This window comes from Veronia pacifica (assembly GCF_001707825.1).
Classification (GTDB): Bacteria; Pseudomonadota; Gammaproteobacteria; order Enterobacterales; family Vibrionaceae; genus Veronia; species Veronia pacifica.
In genome coordinates this window covers 1-20,802 of sequence record NZ_LYBM01000059.1, presented here as the reverse complement: position 1 = coordinate 20,802, position 20,802 = coordinate 1, and the positions used below count along the sequence as shown (strand labels likewise).

The 20,802-nt window shown below is 43.3% G+C and carries 18 protein-coding genes; 8 read left to right on the top strand and 10 right to left on the bottom strand.

Annotated features, from left to right (window positions below; translation table 11 throughout):
• Positions 1 to 11 precede the first annotated feature (11 nt).
• Positions 12 to 221 (bottom strand): transcription antiterminator/RNA stability regulator CspE, encoded by a 210-nt coding sequence (gene cspE, locus A8L45_RS21205; protein WP_068905353.1) that lies wholly within the window; start codon positions 219 to 221, stop codon positions 12 to 14.
• Positions 222 to 1,146: 925 nt separating this feature from the next.
• On the opposite strand from cspE, the gene A8L45_RS21200 reads away from it, so the two are divergent.
• Together A8L45_RS21200 and trxC are read left to right on the top strand one after the other, a co-directional pair.
• Positions 1,147 to 3,138 carry an EAL domain-containing protein gene (locus tag A8L45_RS21200; protein ID WP_083228464.1) on the top strand — a complete coding sequence of 664 codons (1,992 nt, stop codon included), beginning with the start codon at positions 1,147 to 1,149 and terminating at the stop codon, positions 3,136 to 3,138.
• A 56-nt stretch (positions 3,139 to 3,194) separates the two neighbouring features.
• Positions 3,195 to 3,617 (top strand): thioredoxin TrxC, encoded by a 423-nt coding sequence (gene trxC / locus A8L45_RS21195; protein ID WP_068905352.1) that lies wholly within the window; start codon positions 3,195 to 3,197, stop codon positions 3,615 to 3,617.
• Between the two features lie 9 nt (positions 3,618 to 3,626).
• Here trxC and A8L45_RS21190 read toward each other — a convergent pair whose 3' ends face one another.
• Entirely contained in the window at positions 3,627 to 4,076 is a 450-nt protein-coding gene (locus tag A8L45_RS21190) for a DUF4174 domain-containing protein (protein WP_068905351.1), read from the bottom strand.
• A gap of 238 nt (positions 4,077 to 4,314) precedes the next feature.
• Entirely contained in the window at positions 4,315 to 5,322 is a 1,008-nt protein-coding gene (locus tag A8L45_RS21185; protein ID WP_068905350.1) for a glutathione S-transferase family protein, read from the bottom strand.
• 187 nt (positions 5,323 to 5,509) lie between these two features.
• Here A8L45_RS21185 and A8L45_RS21180 point away from each other — a divergent pair, with 187 nt between their 5' ends.
• Positions 5,510 to 6,418, top strand: coding sequence for a LysR family transcriptional regulator (locus A8L45_RS21180; RefSeq protein ID WP_245680789.1), 909 nt, complete (start codon positions 5,510 to 5,512; stop codon positions 6,416 to 6,418).
• 123 nt (positions 6,419 to 6,541) lie between these two features.
• Here A8L45_RS21180 and A8L45_RS21175 read toward each other — a convergent pair whose 3' ends face one another.
• The 3 genes from A8L45_RS21175 to A8L45_RS21165 form a co-directional block, all read right to left on the bottom strand.
• Positions 6,542 to 6,898: a DUF2956 domain-containing protein gene (locus tag A8L45_RS21175; protein WP_068905349.1), complete on the bottom strand. Its 357-nt coding sequence runs from the start codon at positions 6,896 to 6,898 to the stop codon at positions 6,542 to 6,544.
• Between the two features lie 89 nt (positions 6,899 to 6,987).
• The gene (locus tag A8L45_RS21170; protein ID WP_068905348.1) at positions 6,988 to 8,373 is read right to left on the bottom strand and encodes a cache domain-containing protein; all 1,386 of its coding nucleotides are present in this window, start codon (positions 8,371 to 8,373) and stop codon (positions 6,988 to 6,990) included.
• A 342-nt stretch (positions 8,374 to 8,715) separates the two neighbouring features.
• Positions 8,716 to 9,480: a 3-hydroxybutyrate dehydrogenase gene (locus A8L45_RS21165; protein ID WP_068905347.1), complete on the bottom strand. Its 765-nt coding sequence runs from the start codon at positions 9,478 to 9,480 to the stop codon at positions 8,716 to 8,718.
• A gap of 262 nt (positions 9,481 to 9,742) precedes the next feature.
• Here A8L45_RS21165 and A8L45_RS21160 point away from each other — a divergent pair, with 262 nt between their 5' ends.
• The 3 genes from A8L45_RS21160 (at position 9,743) to A8L45_RS21150 (ending at position 12,409) form a co-directional block, all read left to right on the top strand.
• Positions 9,743 to 10,018: a DUF3081 family protein gene (locus A8L45_RS21160; RefSeq protein ID WP_068905346.1), complete on the top strand. Its 276-nt coding sequence runs from the start codon at positions 9,743 to 9,745 to the stop codon at positions 10,016 to 10,018.
• Positions 10,019 to 10,263: 245 nt separating this feature from the next.
• Positions 10,264 to 11,313 carry a hypothetical protein gene (locus A8L45_RS21155; protein WP_068905345.1) on the top strand — a complete coding sequence of 350 codons (1,050 nt, stop codon included), beginning with the start codon at positions 10,264 to 10,266 and terminating at the stop codon, positions 11,311 to 11,313.
• 1 nt (position 11,314) lies between these two features.
• The gene (locus tag A8L45_RS21150; protein ID WP_068905344.1) at positions 11,315 to 12,409 is read left to right on the top strand and encodes a hypothetical protein; all 1,095 of its coding nucleotides are present in this window, start codon (positions 11,315 to 11,317) and stop codon (positions 12,407 to 12,409) included.
• A gap of 132 nt (positions 12,410 to 12,541) precedes the next feature.
• Here the strand turns inward: A8L45_RS21150 and A8L45_RS21145 are convergent, their stop codons facing one another.
• The 3 genes from A8L45_RS21145 to rbsK all read right to left on the bottom strand — a co-directional run bounded on the left by A8L45_RS21145 (position 12,542) and on the right by rbsK (position 16,210).
• Positions 12,542 to 13,852 carry a D-arabinono-1,4-lactone oxidase gene (locus tag A8L45_RS21145; RefSeq protein WP_068905343.1) on the bottom strand — a complete coding sequence of 437 codons (1,311 nt, stop codon included), beginning with the start codon at positions 13,850 to 13,852 and terminating at the stop codon, positions 12,542 to 12,544.
• Positions 13,853 to 13,868: 16 nt separating this feature from the next.
• On the bottom strand, positions 13,869 to 15,068 hold the full coding sequence (locus A8L45_RS21140) for an amino acid deaminase/aldolase (RefSeq protein WP_068905342.1): 1,200 nt from the start codon (positions 15,066 to 15,068) through the stop codon (positions 13,869 to 13,871).
• Positions 15,069 to 15,283: 215 nt separating this feature from the next.
• Positions 15,284 to 16,210: a ribokinase gene (rbsK, locus tag A8L45_RS21135; protein ID WP_068905360.1), complete on the bottom strand. Its 927-nt coding sequence runs from the start codon at positions 16,208 to 16,210 to the stop codon at positions 15,284 to 15,286.
• 458 nt (positions 16,211 to 16,668) lie between these two features.
• Between rbsK and A8L45_RS21130 the strand changes: the two genes are divergently transcribed.
• On the top strand, positions 16,669 to 17,436 hold the full coding sequence (locus tag A8L45_RS21130) for a 1-acylglycerol-3-phosphate O-acyltransferase (protein WP_068905341.1): 768 nt from the start codon (positions 16,669 to 16,671) through the stop codon (positions 17,434 to 17,436).
• Positions 17,437 to 18,658: 1,222 nt separating this feature from the next.
• Positions 18,659 to 20,542, top strand: a complete 1,884-nt coding sequence (locus A8L45_RS21125; protein ID WP_068905340.1) for a methyl-accepting chemotaxis protein — start codon at positions 18,659 to 18,661, stop codon at positions 20,540 to 20,542.
• Positions 20,543 to 20,632: 90 nt separating this feature from the next.
• On the opposite strand, the gene A8L45_RS25780 is transcribed toward A8L45_RS21125, so the two are convergent.
• Positions 20,633 to 20,802, bottom strand: a 170-nt coding sequence (locus A8L45_RS25780; protein WP_139122442.1) for a GlyGly-CTERM sorting domain-containing protein, incomplete at its 5' end; no start/stop codon positions are given.

Sequence of the window (20,802 nt, the reverse complement as noted above, 5' to 3'; positions counted from 1 at the left end):
TTAAGCTGAAATTACAGCTTAACAACGTTTGCAGCTTGAGGACCTTTCTGGCCTTGCTCAACGTCGAAAGAAACTTGCTGGCCTTCAGCCAGAGTTTTGAAGCCTTCAGAAGCGATAGCACGGAAGTGAACGAATACGTCTGCACCACCGTTGTCCTGAGTGATGAAACCAAAACCTTTCTCTTCGTTGAACCACTTAACGGTACCAGTTGCTTTAGACATGATGTCTCCTAAAATTTTTGTGTTTAAGGCGCATAGATGCGGATGTAGCCAAAAAGAATAATCTATGTGATGTGCCTGTTTATGAAAGGAAAGACTTCAGCAGCAAAACTGATAAGAAGGTTTTCTGGAACATAACGCAAAGTACATTTTTATAGGTCTGTCTGTCAGGCCGGGGGTATGATACATAGGCTATTCGCAACCTGTCAAGCGGCCTTTTAAAGATAAAATACGCTGAGTCTCTTTGATGGTACCTCTAGTCATGACCAAGCGACGGCTCGCCCATAAAATAGGGCTTTTACTCACCGCAGGCTAGCCATCATTTTTCAGATGAGACGTTTGTTTTTTTGGGGTTATGACGCGACCAGCTTTTGCATCAACTTCAAAAAAACCTTTTGTATTAATCAAATAGATTCATATCAATAAAAATCGGACTTGAAACTTAATCTCTTTTCAAGGCACATATTGATGTAGTTCAAAAAAGTTATGAGCATAAATGCAGTCTCCCTAACAAGACAACGCGCCTCAGATAAGACGATAAACTGTAAAGTCTTTATTAGGTAATGTTGAATTTTAATTAATAACTATTAATCGTCCCAGGCTGTCTATAAAGCTGAACATACTCAGCGTGTCGAAACAATCAGTAGATGCAGGATTCAGTGTGCTTGTATATGAGGTAAATACGGCAATTTAAAAATAAGATGAGCTGCGTTATTCAACATTCTGCACATATACGTCAAATACACTTTTGGGTTTTGGTTATTTATGTGTTCTTTTGTACAAGTTAGCCGCTCAGCATAGCTTTTTATGAGTGTGTGTCAGAAGAAGTATTTGAGATCAAGGCCAGTTACTTCAATATTCAATCAACAACGATATCAATCTTACCCATCCGTTTAAGGATATAAGGTTTTGGGGAGGCAATGTTTTGGTGAATTTCCGTTCTTTGTTGAATAATGTTTTCACCTCTTTCCGAGCAGCAATGGTATCACTGATACCCTATTTTTTCTTTCGGTCAGCATGGATTGTATTTATTGTTCTGAATAGTAAGTATGAATTGATTCCAAGCGAGTCAATCCGTTCTATCGACAACACCATTTTACTGGTTTTTCCGATTCTGCTCACTATCACCCTCGCCTACCATCTGTCATTCCACTTTTTTGAAGAACGCTTTCTGGTGACATCTATGTCCGTCACCATGTTCTTTATTTTTTCTGGTTTTATCACCCAGACAGAGACAGGACTGGCGGTATCCGACAACTTTGTTCTTGATGATGCCATTCTTATTCCCATCATCACCTGTATTGGCTGTTTTCTGGTGCAGAAATACTTTAAATACCGTTTGATACAATCCAATATCGTTAATCCTCTGCTGGAGGGAGCGGTCAACGGATTAATACCGCATGTCGTGATCTTTCTATTTTTGTTTGCGTTTTATTACCTATGGGGACAATCAAACGTTGACTTCTTTGTCCAATTTATTAGCACTCTACCGCTAAATTTTCAGGCTTATTTTCATACCTTTATTATTCATTTAATGTGGCTAATCGGAATACACGGTGCGTCCGCGTATTACACCTTCTTCGATTATTCGTTTGTTTCAGAAATCTATGTTTCTAATATCCCATTTAGTACTTTCTTCGACGTCTTCGTTATTTATGGCGGTTCGGGGAGCACTTGGGCGTTAATTATTGCCATTCTGCTTTTTTCCAATATGAAATTTGCAAGAACGCTGGCAAAAATATCCATTCCTTTCGCCATCATTAATGTTAACGAGTTACTACTGTTCGGCTTACCTATCATCATCAACCCGATTCTTGCTATACCGTTTGTGTTGGTCCCATTGTTTAATCATCTCTTTGCTCAGGTCTTTATCGATCTTCTCAACATTACTGCGGTTCGAGATAGCATTGAGTGGGTTACTCCATCACTGATTGACGGAGCACTGATCTCAGGGGGCGATTTAAAAACACTGTTGTTACAGATCATCACGCTGATGATAGATATCCTCATCTATATGCCTTTCGTTTCCCGTTATTCTCGGAACAGCAATGACAGCCTACTCGATACCCTGTCCCACAAGATGCGATTCAGTTACTCAGTACCTGAGAGAAAGGAAGTCAGCATGTTCAATATGCACGATGAAGTCATCGAACATCATGAGAACCTGAACCGCAGTCTGCGAGAGATCCTGTCTGGCGACCTGAAAATGTTTTATCAGCCACAGTTTGATGCCCACAGTCTAAAGATGGTAGGTGTCGAATCTTTACTTCGCCTTGAAACTGAAAATGCTCTGTACCTACCAACCTTTATTAAACATTTTGAGCGGGCAAAAATTGCACAATACATTGATAAATGGGTTGTTGGCGCAGTGGAGAGAGACGCCACAAAACATGAGATATTTCATCAGAACAGGATAAAAATCAGTCTCAACCTAAATGTGGATTCAATCGGCGACACTGAGTTGATTGATGGGATCATCGAACGTCTTTCAGGGTATCCGCTTGTTTTCGAGATCACAGAAACCGTTTATGCAAATAATATCGACATGGTCAATCACTCTGCAGCCAAATTGAGAAAGGCGGGTTTTGAGGTGGCAATTGATGATTTTGGTTCCGGCTATTCTTGCCTATCCATGTTGTCGTCCTTGCAGGCGGACATTATAAAACTTGACCACCATTTTCTGCGTCAGGCAAGGGATAAAAAAGGTAGTCAGCTATACAGCTCTATGGTGAGAACCCTTAAAACGCTTGGTTTTACCGTAGTGGCTGAAGGGGTTGAAACGGAAGATGAATTGCTGTTTGTTCAGTCATGTCAGGTGGACATCATTCAAGGCTTTTACTTTTCAAAAGCGTTAAGTGTTTCCGAGCTACATGATTTCTATCTGAAACAGAATATCGATATCAACAATCTCTCTTTTTAAACGGGGTTTACAAGTAAGTAAATCAACCCCACATCTTCTTAAAAGGAGAATCCGATATGATTATTTGCTGTCCTGATTGTTCAGGTTTAAATCGTGTACCAGACGAACGTCTGTATCAAGCTCCGAATTGCGGTCGTTGTAAATCCGCCTTGTTTAAAGGCAAACCCATCGACCTCAACTCATCAAATTTTGACCGACATGCTACTAAAGCGGATCTTCCACTGGTTGTTGATTTCTGGGCTAACTGGTGCGGTCCATGCCAGAGTTTTGCTCCGATCTTCTCGCAAGCCGCTGAGCAACTAGAGCCAAAGTTCAGATTTGGAAAAATCAACACAGAGACTGAACAAACCTTGGCGGCACGCTTTAGCATTCGATCAATTCCTACTCTAATGGTATTTAAGCAGGGCAAATTGATTGGTCAACAGGCTGGCGCACTGCCGAAAGAAGCCTTTCACCAGTGGCTGTCTCAATTCAACTAATGGATACATTCAGACCCGGCAGGGGCTGGGTCTTTCTGCCATTTCCGATTGCCGCATTGGCATGGTGTCTATCAGGTCTGCGATATATTGCCAGTCTGTCTCTGAACCCCAGCGATGCTTTTCATCACCATCTTTGCCGATAAGAATGGCGGTGTGACTTCCTTTGGGTATCGCGAACTGCTCAGCCAACACATCGACGTTAAACCCCAGCCCCGTCTGCTCAGGATACGTCTTACCATCTTCCGTCAACACCAGAGTAAAGACTTCTCTATCGTTTAACTCACAGTTGTTCATTCGGGTTTCAAACAAAAACCGTTCAACGAATGTGTCGTGGCTGGGAGCAAAAAACAGTACGCTACGATGACTTAGGGTATGACTTTGCTGTCCGTAACCCGGGTAAGCAAAGGATGTGGTACTAAGAGCCAATAAAAGGCCGCTTAAAATATACAAATGTCGCATATCATAACCCTCACTAACTGATTATCAGTGATACGGATAGAGTCTCGTTTACGGTTAACTTTTTCAAACAATATTGATTGCTATTTGTCTATTCGTCTTACTAGTTGCGCACTCCATCATGAGCAGCGCGAACTGTATGCTTATTAGAGGTCGCCTAGCATGTTTGCACTGAGGCGACCTTGTTACGATGGCTATTCATTTACTTGGCCGAGAAAAACGTGCTGTTTTTTCGTCATTATTAACTGGCCATAAATTGATTGGAGAGACTGGACTTAGCTTCTCTGTTGTGTGCAGATGTGAAATCAAGATCGGGTCCGACAGGTATCACCCGTGATGGATTAATCGTTTCGTGGCTACGATAATAATGTTCTTTGATGTATTGAATATTCACCGTTTCACTGATGCCGGGTTGCTGATACAAGTCTTTGAGGTAACCCCATAGATTGGGATAATCAACAATCCGTTGGCGGTTACATTTAAAATGTCCGACATAAACGGCATCAAAACGCACCAATGTCGTGAACAAACGCCAATCAGCCTCGACCGGCACATCGCCTGTGAGATATCTTTTGGTTTCAAGTCGACTTTCCAGCTTATCCAAGGCGTCAAACACATCACCAACAGCTTGCTCGTACGCGCGTTGCGTCGTAGCAAAACCTGCCCGATATACGCCATTGTTGATGGCGTCATAAATGAATGTGTTCAGTTCATCAATTTCCGCAACAAGCGATTGAGGTAAAAGATCCAATGAATTCGCCCCGACCTGGTCAAATGCTGAGTTAAGCATCCGAATGATTTCTGACGACTCGTTACTCACAATGGTTTGTGTCTTCTTATCCCAAAGAATAGGAACTGTCACCCGACCTGTATAATCAGGCCTTGCTTTACTATAAATCTTATGTAGAAGATCCATATGGTTGACCGTATCTTCCACGACGCCGTCACCTGGCGCAAAAGACCATCCATCATCGCCCATGTAAGCATTGACGACCGACATGCTGATCACATCTTCAAGGCCTTTAAGCTTGCGGTAAATAGTTGTTCTGTGTGCCCAGGGACATGCCAATGATACGTATAAATGATAACGGTCAGGTTCTGCTTTAAAACCACCAATGCCTGTTGGGCCCGGTTGACCATCAGGCGTGACCCAATTTCTAAAACTGGATGCCTGCCTTTCAAATTTACCACCTGTGGATTTCGTGTCGTACCAATCCGTATGCCACTTTCCATCGATTAATAGCCCCATCATGCCATCCTTTTCTCATCAATACACACCGACTTGATTACGTGACAGAATTAATTTTGTTCACTCAAGCAACTCGTTTTCGTTTATTTAGAGTAGAGTTTTTCTTTATGATGAAAAATAATAAAGTTAAGTAAATATTGTTCTCTTATCGAGAACAATATTCTTAAAGCAGTATGCTTGAGGGGGAATGGTGGGGCAATTAGAGAACATGCAGATCTTTGTCAGCGTTGTCGAGGCAGGAAGTATCACTAAGGCGTCAGAGCAGCTTAACCTGGCCAAGTCTGCTGTCAGCAAACGTCTGCTGGATACAGAGCAACTGCTCGGCGTCAAGTTGCTCAACAGAACCACCAGAAAATCCAGTCTGACGGAAGCAGGCAACCTGTATTATCTAAAAAGCAAACAAGTCTTGGAACAAGTTGAAGAGATTAACTTCGAAGTGTCGTCTTCGAAGGCACAGTTGAAGGGCTCACTAAAGGTTTCAGTACCTCAATCATTTGGTCTCAGCCACCTTATGCCTGCCATTGAATGCTTCCTCAGCCAGCACAGCGAGCTCAATATTGACCTTGATTTTGGCGATCGGGTCGTCGATCTGGTTGAGCACGGTATTGATGTGGCCGTAAGAATTGGGCATCTCAAAGACTCAAGTCTAAAAGCAAAAATCATCGCTCCCGTCAGCCATATTATTTGTGCCAGCCCCTCATATATTGAAAAACAAGGCATGCCAACAAATATTGACGCGTTAAAGAAACATTGCTTGCTGCGGTACTCACAAAGCACACTCTGCAGACTTGACCTGATCGACCCAGAGGGGAAGCCCGTGTCAGTGACGATGAAATCAAACCACAGTGCCAACAGCGGTGAGTGTCTGCGCGACCTTGCCATCGCAGGTCACGGCGTTGTCAATCTGCCCAAGTTTATCGTCTGGCAGGCGATTAAAAATGCATCGCTAACACCGTTAATGACTGACTACACCCAACCTCAAATGAATATTTATGTGGTCTATCCGCAAACACGGTTTCTACCACAAAAGGTACGCCATTTCATTGATTATATTGCCGAATTTTTTGGTAAACACCCATATTGGGAAGACTGCTAAGTTCGTCATTTATTTCACAATCGAAAAGATAAGTTACGAAGGAAAGACATATCGGGAGGCAAAAGTCGGGAGAGTAGAACCGCTTCCACTCCCCCTTGCAGCATCTAAAAAGAAAAGCTCGCGTTACTGAGTAAAACCGATATAAACACCGAAACCCAACCAGCTCAATAACAATAGCGACCAAGGCAAAATGCCAGATAAGACGCTTGTTTTCGCTGCAGGCAAAGCGTTTTCTGGTTGCGGAGTAGGCGATTGATCATCAACAGACTTTTCAGTGTTCTTTTGTTTTGTCTGTTTTTTTCGCTCTTTATCCCGCTCACGGACTTTCGCTTTATGTTGCTTTTTATACAGGGCAATGCCCTTTTCAATTCCCTGAGCAATAAGCTTTGTCTGTTCTTTGGTTTGACCCGGCTTTTGCGTCGCCAAGGCCATTTTTTTCGCTTCTTCCTGCGTTTCTTTCGATGAAGTACTGGCGACCATTAGTTCCTACTTACCTGATAATCCTGAACACCATTATACCCCGTTCAGATTGAAAAAAACCTATCAGCAATCCTATCCAGAGAGCAGGGTCATAGATAAGCAGACTCCTCAACAGGCAATACGGCACGCACTTCAGTACCTCTGTTCAGCAGACTATTGATAGAAAATGTCCCGTCCAGGTTTTCAATGCGCTCACGCATATTACGTAGCCCCATCGAACCAGTTGGTTCTGTCAGCCGATACTCTTCAAAACCAATGCCGTCGTCAGCAATGGTCAAAACAACTTCATGCTCTTCTTCCTGGAGGATCATATCTACCGCCACCGCCTGCGAATGTTTCTCTACATTATGCAAGGCTTCCTGCGCCACTCTGAATAATGTGGTCTGAGCAGATGCCGATACCTTGTTGATATCAATCTGGTGCTCAAAAAGCACTCTGATACCGGAGCGAAGAGACACCTCTCCGGCTAGATCTTCAAGTGCTGCCAGCAAACCCAGATGATCGAGTAAAGCGGGACGTAGATCTTTTGATATCCTTCTCACCTCGGTCACGGCTTGATTGAGAGTTGCCTGTCCCAGCAGGATATGTTTACTTTTTTCCTCTGCTGACTGTGCCTCAAGAAGACTGTCAAAGCGATATTTTACCGAAACAAGTATCTGATTTATGCCATCGTGAAGTTCACGTGCAACGCGGGCTTTCTCCTGCTCCTGAGATGAAATAATCTGTTTGTTGAGTTTGTGAAGCTTTCTGTCAGCCATTTCACGTGCATTTACGTTGAGGGTCGTGGAAACAAACACAACGATGCCAATCATTATAATCAGCGCGAGTGCAAGGCTGATAAACGTACTTTCGATGGTCTCTTCAATTTTACCGTGAACTGTATTGACTCGTTTATCAATATCTTCAATGTATATGCCTGTCCCAATCATCCACTGCCACTTATCCAGCCCCACTGCATAACTCAGCTTTGTAACAGGTAAATTCCGTGATGGTTTATGCCAGACATACTGGACAAATCCGCCGCCATCTTTCGCTGCATCAATCAGGGCTCGCAGAAGTTTGAATCCCTTTTGGTCCTCAATCTCAAGAATATTGGTGCCTATGATGTCTGACTGATAAGGAAGGACGAGGCTGGTTCCGTCATACCGATGAGCGAAGAAATAGCCGTCTTCACCGAAGGTTAAATTTCTCAATCGTTGTTTTACTTTTTCTTGCGCCGCCAAATCATCACTTTCAGCCTCGCGGTAAATTGGCTCAATGGATGCCATCGCGAGCTCCATATATTGCTTCAACTCCTGCCTTTTCGACGCCAGAGTTTCAGACCGGATCACCTCAGCCTGACTCTCTGACAGTTTTTTCGACTGAATAGAAAGAACAGCGACGATCACTGCAAACATAGATAAGAGTGGCACCATCACCAGTACCAGCAACTTCATTCTTAAAGGGATGCGTGGGATCAGTTTTAGGTACGTCATACCTTGCCTCCAACAAAAAATGAGGGTCAAAAGTACGTAGAACTACTTAATCTAACTACGCGATTTAACTGATATTTTTCAATGAAAAATATCTATAGAATACAAAATAACAAAAATAAAACGACGTCAGTGTGCTCTAAACCTCAACCCTGTGTGCACAATAAAATAAATATCAAATAGTGAGGTTTTGCACGTTTTGTCAGGCAGGTTTTCATTCGATTAAGTGTTATTTGACCTTATTGGTAATGATACTTTTGGTAATGAAAAAGACATGATTTCAGGGAGCGGGTAGATACGAAAAAAGCCAACCACTGGGTTGGCTTTTTTTTGTCTGTCATACCTTCACTGCGCTGTCCAGCCACCGTCTATCGCTATGGCTTGCGCTGTGATATTTCGTGCCGCAGGTGACGATAAAAACAATGCTGTGTCTGACAACTCATCGAAAGATATAAAAGCTTTCTTGGGCATAGGTTTTAACATGATCGTATTAATCACGTCTTGTTCACTGAGTTGGTGGGTGGCTGCCTGAGCAGCAATCTGACTGTCAACGAGGGGAGTTTTTACATACGACGGACAAAGAGTATTAATCGTCACGTCCCTTTCTGCACTTTCAAGCGCTACCGTTTTGGCAAACCCCAGCAAACCGTGCTTCGCCGCGACGTATGCAGATTTATAAGGTGAGGCGACAAGGCTGTGTATTGAACCAATATTGATTATTCGACCAAAATTACGTTTATACATGGTTGGCAAAAAAGCACGGGTCAGCATAGCAGGTCCAGTGAGTAAGATCTCAATTAACTGTCGCCATTTCTGTTCCGGGAAGCTCTCAAGCGCAGAAACAAACTGGATACCCGCATTGTTCACCAGCACATCAACGGGTGCTTCAACCCTCTCGGGAGCTCGATTAATATGCTCAGAGTTGGTTACATCCAGAACTAGGCCATGAACAGGCACAGAATAGTTCTCTGACAAACTCACTACGGCTTGTTCAAGAGCAGACTCATCAATATCAGAAAGAGTGACCCTGTATCCTGCTTTGGCATATCCTTCAGCAACAGCGAAGCCAATCCCACTTGCACCACCAGTAATAAACACATGTTTCAGCATGATTTGTTCCCTTCACCGTGTTGTGTCTCGTATTGTGTATAGATATAAAATCAAACGCCTATTACGATTAAAATAATCTTAAATTGACGTTTTATCGGTATCTATCAACGCATATCACAAGGCTAACAACGGTAAAGGCAACAGACCACTTCGTCATCCGACAAATAAGAAATGATCCCATTGCTTGAGAGAAGAGTATGAAAAAGTGTGAACAGCTAATCTTATCAGACTGTTACTTAGCAATGCGCGGAGCCACAGAAACATGAAAAATGATTTAAACACAGCAACACTGCTAGCTGCATTTGAAATAGTGATGGAGAATGGTGAAGAGACAGAGTTCGGCAAACGCTATGAGGGTATAGAGGCATCAACCGACTATGACGGTTATAACATTTACCTCAAAGGCAACGGTGTCGAGCTTCACATCGGATTCCACAATACGTATAACCTCACGTACGAACAGGAGCACCTCAAAGAGAGTTTTCTTAAAAAAATTGATGCTATTGTGGCTCCCACTGTCATAGACAACCACCACTAGCCCGTTGTAAAACCCTTTTCTCTAGACTGCCTCACTCCACCGGGGTTTTATTTGGATGGAGTTACTACGCATCAGTTTGTACTCTTTTTTCAGTTGAAACCCAGAATTGTTAAAGAAATGTGACGTAAAAGTCTTGTACTCATACGTTTCTCTTTTACACTGGGTTGACTATTTTTTGATACGTTAAAGTATAACTAATTATGCATATAACATGTGTAAGAGAAAGAGCTACGTACCGTTTAGTAATGAAACAGATTATCCGATTTATGTTGATTGCTCTTTTGTCTTCTCCATTAGCAGCACTGGCAAAAATCGGAGAGCACCCCATCATACTGATACAGGGGTTTCAAGCTAACCACTTGAGGCATCCGCCACCCGCTCATCAAGTTAACGATGATGGTGAGAAATACTGGGAAGACTTCTGGCTTTTACACGCTGATGAAAGAATTGACTGGCCAAGTAATGAGAGAATATCTGGAAAAATATCAACAGACTATCTCTGGCCAAAACTCAAAACGCTTTCTCGCACCGGGCTGTGTGACTCGGGATGTATTTTCGTGACGCACTCCACCGGCGATCTTGTCGCCCGCTACATTATCGAAAATCAGGAAAACTGGCTGAAATCTGCCAATTTAGAGCCCTTATTGATATTAGCTACCATAGATATCGCGGGTGCCGGGGGTGGCGCCGAGTTAGCTGATGCGGCCATTAATATCGCTAATGGCGGCGGTATTGTTAATGATTCGCTGCGAGCTCTGGTATCACTCTGGTTAGGTGCAATACCGACAGCTTCGAACCTCGGTGTGATCAATGATCTCAGGGTAGCCACCGCTCGACAACTTGCTATCGCTCCTTCAGACCCCGTCCCTCGTCTTAGATTCGTGGGTGGCAAGTCTGATCTTCCCATTTTGGATTGGTTTATCCCCGGAGCAGATGATGGCGTAGTAAGCAGTCACTCATCTTGTGGAGCTACAAAAAACGGTGCATTTGGTAGTTGCTCGTCATCTATCGCATTTAACGGCCTACTTCGGTATCAGAAAAATGCCGTACCAAGCTTCTTGCCATGGCATTTTCCAGTATTGATGGGAGAAAAATACAGCCACAACTCACTGATCACTGACACCGTCAACGGCCCGTTAACCGCCGCAAATCAGACCCTGAAACTAAAGAATAATAAGCAGATTAGGATAAATACGACAGATGAGAAAGTCTGGTGGTTCCTGACTTACCGGAGAGTTGACGGCTCTGATTCGCAGTCATTGTCGACGCTTTTACTCCGTTTATTGCAGGAATAATATGATGCAACCAAAATGGCGAATAGTGGTTATTTTGTTGTGTATTGTGACGGGGGCATTGTGTTTGCTCGGGCTGCTCTGGCTACAAAAACCCACCGCAGATATCCAAACAAATACGATCAACATCAAAAAGCCTGCGCAAACTTCAATGCCGGACGTAGCCGTTAATAACAGCCTGCCATCAAAAACAGTCAACAATCCCAACACGATCACCCATCATTTAAGTGACACGCTCGATAGAGAATTTGCAGCGATTGCCAGTGCATACGTAAGCCAAGTGAGATACCCGGCATACTCTCAACCCATTACAAATCCCGACAGCGTTTATCTCGACCCAAACCGCTTCTCTCCTACCCCAGTTCCCATTTTGGATGGGAAGCACAGCGCATCACTGCAGTTACCCAAGTATCGTTTCTCTTTTCCTGACACGCTTTCATTCCGTCTCGTGTCAGATTTACCCTTACTTTCGGGGCAGTATTCGCTCATCGACATAGATACTCAGGCTGAACTTGATTCAGGCTTAATTGAAAATGGGGGTGTTCAAATAGAGACAAACGCCTCCTGGCCCACAGACATCCGGATTGTCGCCAAGGCAGATTTTGGAGAGGGTTCAGATACCCTGACAGCAGATATCCAGTTCTCCAATCCCGTTGCCAGACTTAACGATGTCCTTGCCTCCTATCCAGATGGCTCAGATATCGTGATCCCTTTAAGTCTCACAATTTATGAAAGCGGCATTTACCGGGTGCGTGCAGTGCTTTTTACCGGGCAAAGCACACCCGTTGCAGTACTGACAGCCAGGCAAACCTTGGAACAAGGCGAGAACTCAGAGATCACCCTGAAAGCGCACCGAGAGGTCTTTGTCGCCGCCTCCCTGTTAAATATTCAGAATCAGCCGGATCAAAGATTCTCTCTGGGCAGACTCGTGATAGAGCGAATGTCTTCCAGACCAGGACAAAAAGCGGCATTTGGTACAAGCAGGAGGGAGGATTGGCCTCTGGGGCCCTTGGCCCTTTCAGACCTTAGCGATGAACCCCACCAACTCAGTGACTCGGAGAAGAAACGACTCGAATTTTTGAACCAAATGGCGAACTGATCATTCTCATGACCACAGAGGCCAATGGCTTTACATCAGTGTTTAAGCCAAATCCTCACCCTTAGTGCTTCCTTCAAGTCATTACCGACAGAGTAGAAAATAGACTGCTCAACCTGCAACAGAAAGCCGCCGTTATGATTCTGTCGGACAACGAGTGGTCAACATATCCTTGAGATAAGGATTCAGAAAGATTCCATCAGGATCAAGATCATGACGTATCTCAGCAAAACGCTGCCAGTTTGGATACAGCTTTGTAAAATCCTCACTCTTCAATGAGTGCATTTTTCCGTAGTGTGGACGCCCGCCATATTTAGTAAAAATCGCCTCTATCGCATTAAAGTAGTCTTTATAAGGCATCCCTTTGAACATGTGGACCGCTATATATGCTGAGTCACGTCCGTTTGCCGGACTGATAAAAATGTCATCCCCTTTTACCCAACGACATTCAATAGGAAAATGGACTGCGAACTGATGATGCTCAATACAGGATTTAATCTCTTTCATCACCGCGACAAAATGCTCTGCAGGAATGTTGTACTCCATCTCATTAAATCTGACCAGTCGCTGCGTTGCGAAGATCTTATGGCTGTGATTTATAAAAGCACCACTGGACATTAATTTTGCACAAAGTTTACTGATTTGCTTAGCCAAGGAAGGGAATGCTCTCGACACATAGCTCACTGCACCAAACACAGCGTTCTCCAAAATCAAATCATTAAACTTTTTTGCCAACCCACCGTCTCTAAGTGCTTCATCAGTAGGATTAACACATTTAACCTGCGCTGTCTTAGCATAAGGAAACCAGTAGAACTCAAAGTGGCGATTGTTATTCTTGTACTCATCAAGGTGCGTTAAGAGAATATCAAGATCCACCTTTTTCGTTTCAAGCTTCAGCTTAAACCCGGGAACAAGATTGAGGGTGAAGTGAGTGATAATCCCCAAGGCACCAAGAGAAAGTTGGGCAGCCTTGAAAATATCTTTATTCTGGTGCTCGGAACATTCAAGCGTTTGGCCTGAAGCCATGACCATTGTCAGCGCAGAGATTTGATTCGACAGAGTTTTAAAAGCGATGCCTGTACCATGTGTTCCAGTACTCAGTGCGCCAGCGATAGACTGCGAATCAATATCGCCGAGGTTCTCCATTGCTAGCCCTTCCGCATAAAGTAACTCACCGAGCACACTGAGCTGAGTTCCGGCTCTGACCCTCACGGTTTGATTGTCATGATTGACCTCATCAATCCCCTGAAAACGGTCGAGAGAGACAAGGATCTGCTCCGTCTCAATGAGGCGTGTCCAGCTATGTCCCGACCCCATCACACGTAAGATCTGCTTGTTCTTACTCGCCATTTTCACCAGACTGACAATTGCTTCTTCACTGTCCGGGTAATGTATTGATGCGGGAACAAAATCTATATTCCTGGCCCAGTTGCTAATTGTTTTCACTGACCTTTCCTCCTAATCATATAAAGCAAAGACCTTCGCCGCGATAAGTGGGCACTTCACCAACCAGCTTACCCTCTCTGACGAGATGCAATTGATTAAACCGTTCGCACAGTTCCCCCGCTTTGCTATGGCGGAAAAAAACCGGATCACCAAAATCTAGTGATTCCTTGCCATGGTAGATAATGGGCGTCTGTACCTCACCCGCTGCCTCGTTTGTAGTGAGCTGAAACGATTCAGGCAGGTAAGGCTGGGGGAGTCGATCTTTTCCCGGTTGCCCCGAAGCCACATAACCACCGCCCAAACAGGTAAATATTCCATCTGAGGACTTACGGACAATTTCAACGGCAAACCCGGCGGCAGGATGGTGTTTAAACTGACGATAATGATCAAAAAGTGCAGAAGAGAAAAAGCCTGACCCCACAGCCACCTCAGTAACCACATCCTCTGATGCCGTTGTCTCAAGACTTCCAGTACCGCCACCATTAATAAAACGTGGCGTGGCACCATGTTCCGCGAGAGCACCGATAATGCGTGCACGTCGATCCGCAACCTCTTTACACGAGCGGGATTTCAGAAAGCGAATAACCTGACTTTTCAAAAACTGACCGGGCACATTATCAGCCAGTCCGGCAATTTGGGCTTCGTACCCCATGATGCCATCAAGAAACACGTAGCGGCTCTTTTCTATCGCCTGATAGATACTGAGTACATCCTCTGTCTTTTGGAGACGAGAGCGCAGCACACCAAAGTGCAAAAAGGGATAGCGGGATGACATATCAATGTCCAGACAAACAGGAAGTTCAACCTCAAGTGCCGCACCAACTCTGTTAATCTGCTCAAGCTGATTAACATCATCGACCATGAAGATTATTTTTTTCCCCTCACTGACATGCTCGGCAATTGCCCGGATATAACGTTTGTCATAAATGGGATAACCCAAGAGGATATCGTCGAATCCCTGTCGGCTGAGATAGGTTGCTTCTTCGGGATGAAAACTCATCACGCCCTGAAACTGAGGGTCAGATGCTAACAGCCTGGACATTAGCATCTGACAGCGAATTGACTTCGATGCAATGCGAATGGCTTTGTTTCCGGCTCGTTGCTTTAGCGCCGCTGCATTAGCATCAAAGAGGTCCAGATCAATAAACGCGAAAGGTTTAGACGTCTTACTGAACACCTGACGGTAATATTGATAGCCAAACTTTTCTGCATCCATACCGCTGATAATTCCTGATAGAGTTATTACCCCAAAATAGGCTATCAGGTATATCACGTCGCTTTCTTTCAGGGCGTGTCTATGTCTCAAAAAGACATATCAATCGCGCGACTCGTCATCATACACGGCGGAAATTTGAAAGCGGCCGCATGTAGGAAGACAAAAATAGCACTGGCGCTAAACCGTGGCGAACTGAGTTCAAACTGTCGATATCTTTACTGATCGGCGTGTTGAGATAAAAATGCCTCTACCTCATCACGAGTAGGAATAGATGTCTGAGCACCAAGCCGGGTCACCGATATCGCAGCAGCAGCATTTGCAAATAAAACAGCCTTATCGAAGTCCATCCCTTCGATAAGCCCGGTTACCAGCGCACCATTAAACGTGTCTCCTGCCGCTGTGGTATCTACTACATCGACAGAAAATCCCGGGATGATCTTACCTTGTCCCTGTTGACTGGCATAAACCCCATTAGCGCCCAGAGTGATAAGAACGGTACCTATTCCTTTGTTGTGCAGATACGACGCAGCACTGGCTGCAGACGTCTCGTCGCTAACGGTGATCCCCGTCAGCTGCTCAGCCTCAGTTTCATTAGGGGTAATAATATCGATACAAGTCAGTAATTCATCTGGCAGAGTCCTCGCTGGGGCTGGGTTGAGAACAACTGCAGTACCTGACATAGATGCGAGTCCGGCCGCTGACACGACACCATCAATGGGCGTCTCAAGCTGCATTAACAGACATTCTGCATGAGATATTTTTTCATGTTGAATATCAACCACCTCTGATGTCAGACCTGTATTGGCCTCTGCAGAGAGGCAAATACTGTTTTCACCAGTACCCGATACCTGAATCATGGCCATCCCTGTCGGGCTGCCTGTTTGCACACTGATACCGGATATATCGATGCCGTCATCCGCATACTGTTCAAGAATACGTTTACCAAAAGCATCATCTCCAATACTGGCAATAAAACCGATATCTGCCTTTAGGCGAGAGGCAGCAACGGCCTGATTAGCACCTTTACCGCCGGGTATCACCTGATAATTATGCCCATGCAGTGTCTCACCGGGACGAGGAAAAGAAGGCACCTGGAGAACATGATCAGCATTAACACTGCCGAGCACTATTAATTTACTCATAAAAAGCCGCACAAAATTTCATAGAGACATTGAAAAATATGGTGGAAATAGTAGTTAATTATGCAAAGACATACAATCTGAACCTGTGATTTGGCGGGCACGTCATTGATATTAATATTTAGTGCTCATTCACCATCAAAACCTAAAAATATGATGGAGCAGATACGAGAATATTTTAATTGTTTTGTCTATACCGCCTAAAAAAAGACAACAGGCTATTGCTTAATGACAATTGTAAATATTATCCTGCTAATAAGATGGTATGTAAATAAGAAGATAAACCAATAAAAAATCCATTCTCATAAAGTAATCAGTCAACGTTAACCAGTAAATATGAATCTATGTTACGTTCGAAATCACTTTCAAATGGATATGATGCTTTCTTACTACATACCCTAATTGATACTGACTATACATATGCTTATACGAAACAATAATCAGCTGTAAAGGAACCTCGTTTGCTCACCATTATCCGTTTATTTATCGCCGCTCTTTTTGTTGTGCTCACTACACTGTTTGCATTTATCTATTGTGCGTTCAGCCCACGCAATCCTAAGCATGTGTATGTCTTCTGTCGGGGTTTCCATCAGTTACATAAAGTAATCGGAATAAAGATTATTCAACGAGGATTAGAATATGCACCAACGGAAACAAACAGTGTCTATATTTCGAATCATCAAAGTGTTTACGACTTTGCTACCGCACCTGGAATGTTGAGACCGCGTACAGTCTCGATTGGAAAAAAAGATATTCTATGGATCCCGTTTTTTGGTCAACTTTACTGGATCACGGGAAATATTCTACTTGATCGAGAGAATAAATCGAAGGCGAGAGATACCATCAAACAAGTCGTTGAAGCGATCCATAAACGTAATCTCTCTGTGTGGATGTATCCTGAGGGAACCCGGAGTAAAGGAAGAGGCTTACTTCCCTTCAAGACGGGAGCGTTCAGGATGGCGATTGAAGCTGGCGTGCCAATTACGCCAATGTGTGTCAGCACGACTGAAGGCAAAATAGATCTGAACAAGATCGACAACGGTGTTGTGATTGCGGAAATGTTGGAGCCAATTGATGTCTCAGGCTATAAAGCGTCTGATGCCAGACACTTAGCTGACTATTGTCACTCGTTGATGGCAAAAAAAATTGCTGAGCTGGATGAAGAAGTGCGATGCCTTGAAGCACACAATGAGAAAAAAACCAGCTCCGAAAAGCCACCAGCAGCTTAAGGTCAACACAAAAATTTAGAACATATTAATGTTAAATATTTCATAATAGATAAGCGGGCAATAGCTCGCTCATTTCATATTCAGTCCTTAAAAATAATCGATATTTTGCTTATTAGAGCGTTTTTCATAAAAGTCTCTAGGAAAATAAATGAACATTCTCTCTCACAAGTTGACGGTCCAGTTATTATTGTCACTGCGTCTATTCTTTACTTTCTCATTATGAATATTATCTATTCGCTCAGCACTCTCCCTTTTATCTATTCTCTACAAATGAGAACTTTAAGACGTTTAATTGATTATTAACGATTCTAACTATATTTTATTCATTTATAGCAGACAGATCTTAAATTACTAAGATATATAACATCATTCACTGAAAATTATTTATGATTATATTATTCATTTCAAAATAATCCACATATTAATTATCTTCACTTTATTAAATGACATAGTTAAATATAAATAATATTCATTTCTAGTTAGCATCCCACTTAAAATATAAAATAATATCTCTCGTGAAAAATAATAAAAATAATTAGTAGATGAAAACTAGAAATAAATTAACACTTAGGGTCTAACACAATACATTAAAACCAGTTAACGTATTGATTAAATTGAAAATACTACCTTCATAGTTAAAATTCCATTTTAAAAAAATTCACTATACCCATTAAGCAAGAAGGGTTTTTAGATATTAACTATTCCTTAATGATGTTTCTGATGAAGAAAAGAGGGTAGTTAGATATGATTAGAAAGTTTGAGTTATCGGCGATATTCTCCTCATTTCAATTTAAAATCGTTAAATATGTAAGCATGATAAGAGAAAGTAGGCTTCTAAATGATAGCTAACGCATTACCCAAAACTGAACAAAGATCACAACATAATGTATTGTTAATTTGAAAAAAAGAGATAACATCGAAGCATATCACCTTACTCAGAACGTGAGATTGTACTTAGACAATAAGCATCTCTCAACAATTGGCTATTTCTTCATTTGAAGGAAGTAGATAACAAGATAAGCATTAAGGAGAAATGTTTATTTTATTATTTTTGAATAATAAGTATTGTGATAGTGAAAAATTATTTTGTTTACAGTTTGTTCCCTCGAGATAAATGGAATTAACACTAGGAAGCAGTAAACAATCATCGCCCTTATTTTTATTTAAAAAAATGAGAGTAAGGTGTAGGAATGATAATAATAGAAACGGTAACAAGCTTCCTATGTTTAATACATTATCTCTCAAGAAAAAATTATCGATCTCAGCAAGCGCCATCATCATCATTGGTGGTTTGTTGATGGAAAGCCTTTCATTTACTCAATCTGTACAAAAACTTGAATTAGACGTTAAACAACAGCTTGAAAATACGACCTTTTCGTACAATCAATATGTTGGTGACTGGATCAATTCAAAAGAAAAAGCACTGACATCACTCCCTACTGACGCCAAACAGGCAGACATTGTTACTCACCTGAAGCAGGTAAAAAATGCAGGTGAATTTGACAATGTATTTCTCGCCTATCCGAATGGCTCTCAGAACAATGCCAACAACGTCGTCCTTCCGCCGGGTAATAACGATCCAAGAAAATGGGGATGGTACATTAACGCGATGGCAAAGCCTTCCTCTGTCTTTATGGATAACCCTACTGTTGCCGCTGCAACGGGAGCAAATGTTATTTCTATGGGCAAGGCCATGAAATTGCACGGGCAGGTATCTGTGTTGGGTGCCGATGTTGAAATTGACGACATTCTGAGAAGCCTCAACAGAGTGCAACTGCCGGGTGATGGCTACATGTTTATCGCTAACGCCAAAGGCAATGTCTTTATTCATGGCAATAGCAGAATGCTCAACAAACCTGTGAGTGAACTTGGACTCAACGCAAGCGACATCTCCAGCGTCGTTCGTTCAGGCAATGAGCGGAAGGTTACCGTCTCTGGCAAGGAAATGGTTATCTATGCTCAGCCTATTACTGGTACCCAGCTCACCACTGTCAGCGTGGTTGATTACCAATCACTGGTAGCACCTCTGCATCGCTCTCTCTGGAATCATCTCATTGCCACCATTGTTTTTGTTATTATCTGTATCCTTATCTTCAATGTGTTGTGCAACTACCTGTTCCGTCCACTGCAAAATGTATCTAAGGCGCTCTCTCAGATAGCCAATGGCAGTGGAGATCTTACCCAAAGGATTACAGTAGAAAACAAAGACGAAGTGGGTGAACTGGCAGAAAGTTTTAATACGTTCGTTGCCAGCTTGCAGCAGTTAATCGGTCACACACGCCATCAGGCCGAGGATCTTAACAAGCAGTCTGATGTCAGTACCTCCCGTGCAGACAAAACAGCCAGTGAACTGAATCATCAACAGCAAGAAATCACTATGGTAGCGACAGCCGTTACCGAAATGGCATCTGCAACACAGGAAATTGCCTCTCATGCAGAACAAACCGCTAAGGTGGCACACGATTCGTCTCTGAGCACACAAAATGGTCATGAGCTGGTTATGAATACCAAGCATTCGATCAACAACCTGTCTCAAGAGGTTAATCAAGCCAGTGACGTGATTGGTGAGTTGAATCAACACGCACAGGATATCTCTACTGTTCTCTCAACCATTCGTGATATTGCAGAGCAGACTAACCTTCTGGCACTGAATGCTGCCATAGAGGCTGCACGTGCTGGTGAGCAGGGGCGCGGCTTTGCGGTAGTTGCCGATGAGGTTAGGGTGTTATCACAGCGCACTCACACCTCAACAGAAGAGATTCGAGCGACAATAGAAACACTTCAAAGTACGACACAACGGGCGGTAGCATTAATAGATACCAGCTCCAAGCTTGCCACCGGTTCGGTTGAAGATGCAGACCGCGCGTCACTGGCACTCGATGAAATCAATACGGCTGTGGCATTGATCAGCGATATGGCTACCCAAATTGCAACTGCTGCTGAAGAACAAACTCATGTAACCAATGAGATAACTCAAAACGTTACCTCGATTAAAGACGTTACTGACCAACTGGTGGAAGGTGCTGAAGATTCAAAACGCCAGTCCTCAGTGCTAAAAGGTCAGGCTGAAGATCTCAACGCGAAAGTGGCGACATTTAAACTGTAGTGATCTGGCGGCACTGAAAACGGAAGACACACCCGCTCGCGATAAGCAAAAGGGTGTGTCTTTTTTTTATTTGCCTACATCAAGCAAGAGTTAGTCTTTTTTAATTACTCTTCTGAACAAGCCAACACCTGCCATCAATATCACAGTAAACCAGGCTAAGCTGCCACCACCGGACGAGCCAGACTGAGCAACAGGTGTTTTATTACCTGATGTTCCGTCACCAGAGCCTTCGCCCGCGCCAGTATCACCGCCTGTACCTG

Coding starts and splice junctions, on each gene's coding strand:
- trxC (WP_068905352.1), top strand. CDS start 3,195: ATGATTATTTGCTGTCCTGATTGTTCAGGTTTAAATCGTGTACCAGAC.
- A8L45_RS21125 (WP_068905340.1), top strand. CDS start 18,659: ATGTTTAATACATTATCTCTCAAGAAAAAATTATCGATCTCAGCAAGC.
- rbsK (WP_068905360.1), bottom strand. CDS start 16,210: ATGAGTAAATTAATAGTGCTCGGCAGTGTTAATGCTGATCATGTTCTC.
- A8L45_RS21190 (WP_068905351.1), bottom strand. CDS start 4,076: ATGCGACATTTGTATATTTTAAGCGGCCTTTTATTGGCTCTTAGTACC.
- A8L45_RS21150 (WP_068905344.1), top strand. CDS start 11,315: ATGATGCAACCAAAATGGCGAATAGTGGTTATTTTGTTGTGTATTGTG.
- A8L45_RS21160 (WP_068905346.1), top strand. CDS start 9,743: ATGAAAAATGATTTAAACACAGCAACACTGCTAGCTGCATTTGAAATA.
- A8L45_RS21180 (WP_245680789.1), top strand. CDS start 5,510: ATGGTGGGGCAATTAGAGAACATGCAGATCTTTGTCAGCGTTGTCGAG.
- A8L45_RS21175 (WP_068905349.1), bottom strand. CDS start 6,898: ATGGTCGCCAGTACTTCATCGAAAGAAACGCAGGAAGAAGCGAAAAAA.
- A8L45_RS21155 (WP_068905345.1), top strand. CDS start 10,264: ATGAAACAGATTATCCGATTTATGTTGATTGCTCTTTTGTCTTCTCCA.
- A8L45_RS21170 (WP_068905348.1), bottom strand. CDS start 8,373: ATGACGTACCTAAAACTGATCCCACGCATCCCTTTAAGAATGAAGTTG.
- A8L45_RS21165 (WP_068905347.1), bottom strand. CDS start 9,480: ATGCTGAAACATGTGTTTATTACTGGTGGTGCAAGTGGGATTGGCTTC.
- A8L45_RS21140 (WP_068905342.1), bottom strand. CDS start 15,068: ATGGATGCAGAAAAGTTTGGCTATCAATATTACCGTCAGGTGTTCAGT.
- A8L45_RS21185 (WP_068905350.1), bottom strand. CDS start 5,322: ATGGGGCTATTAATCGATGGAAAGTGGCATACGGATTGGTACGACACG.
- cspE (WP_068905353.1), bottom strand. CDS start 221: ATGTCTAAAGCAACTGGTACCGTTAAGTGGTTCAACGAAGAGAAAGGT.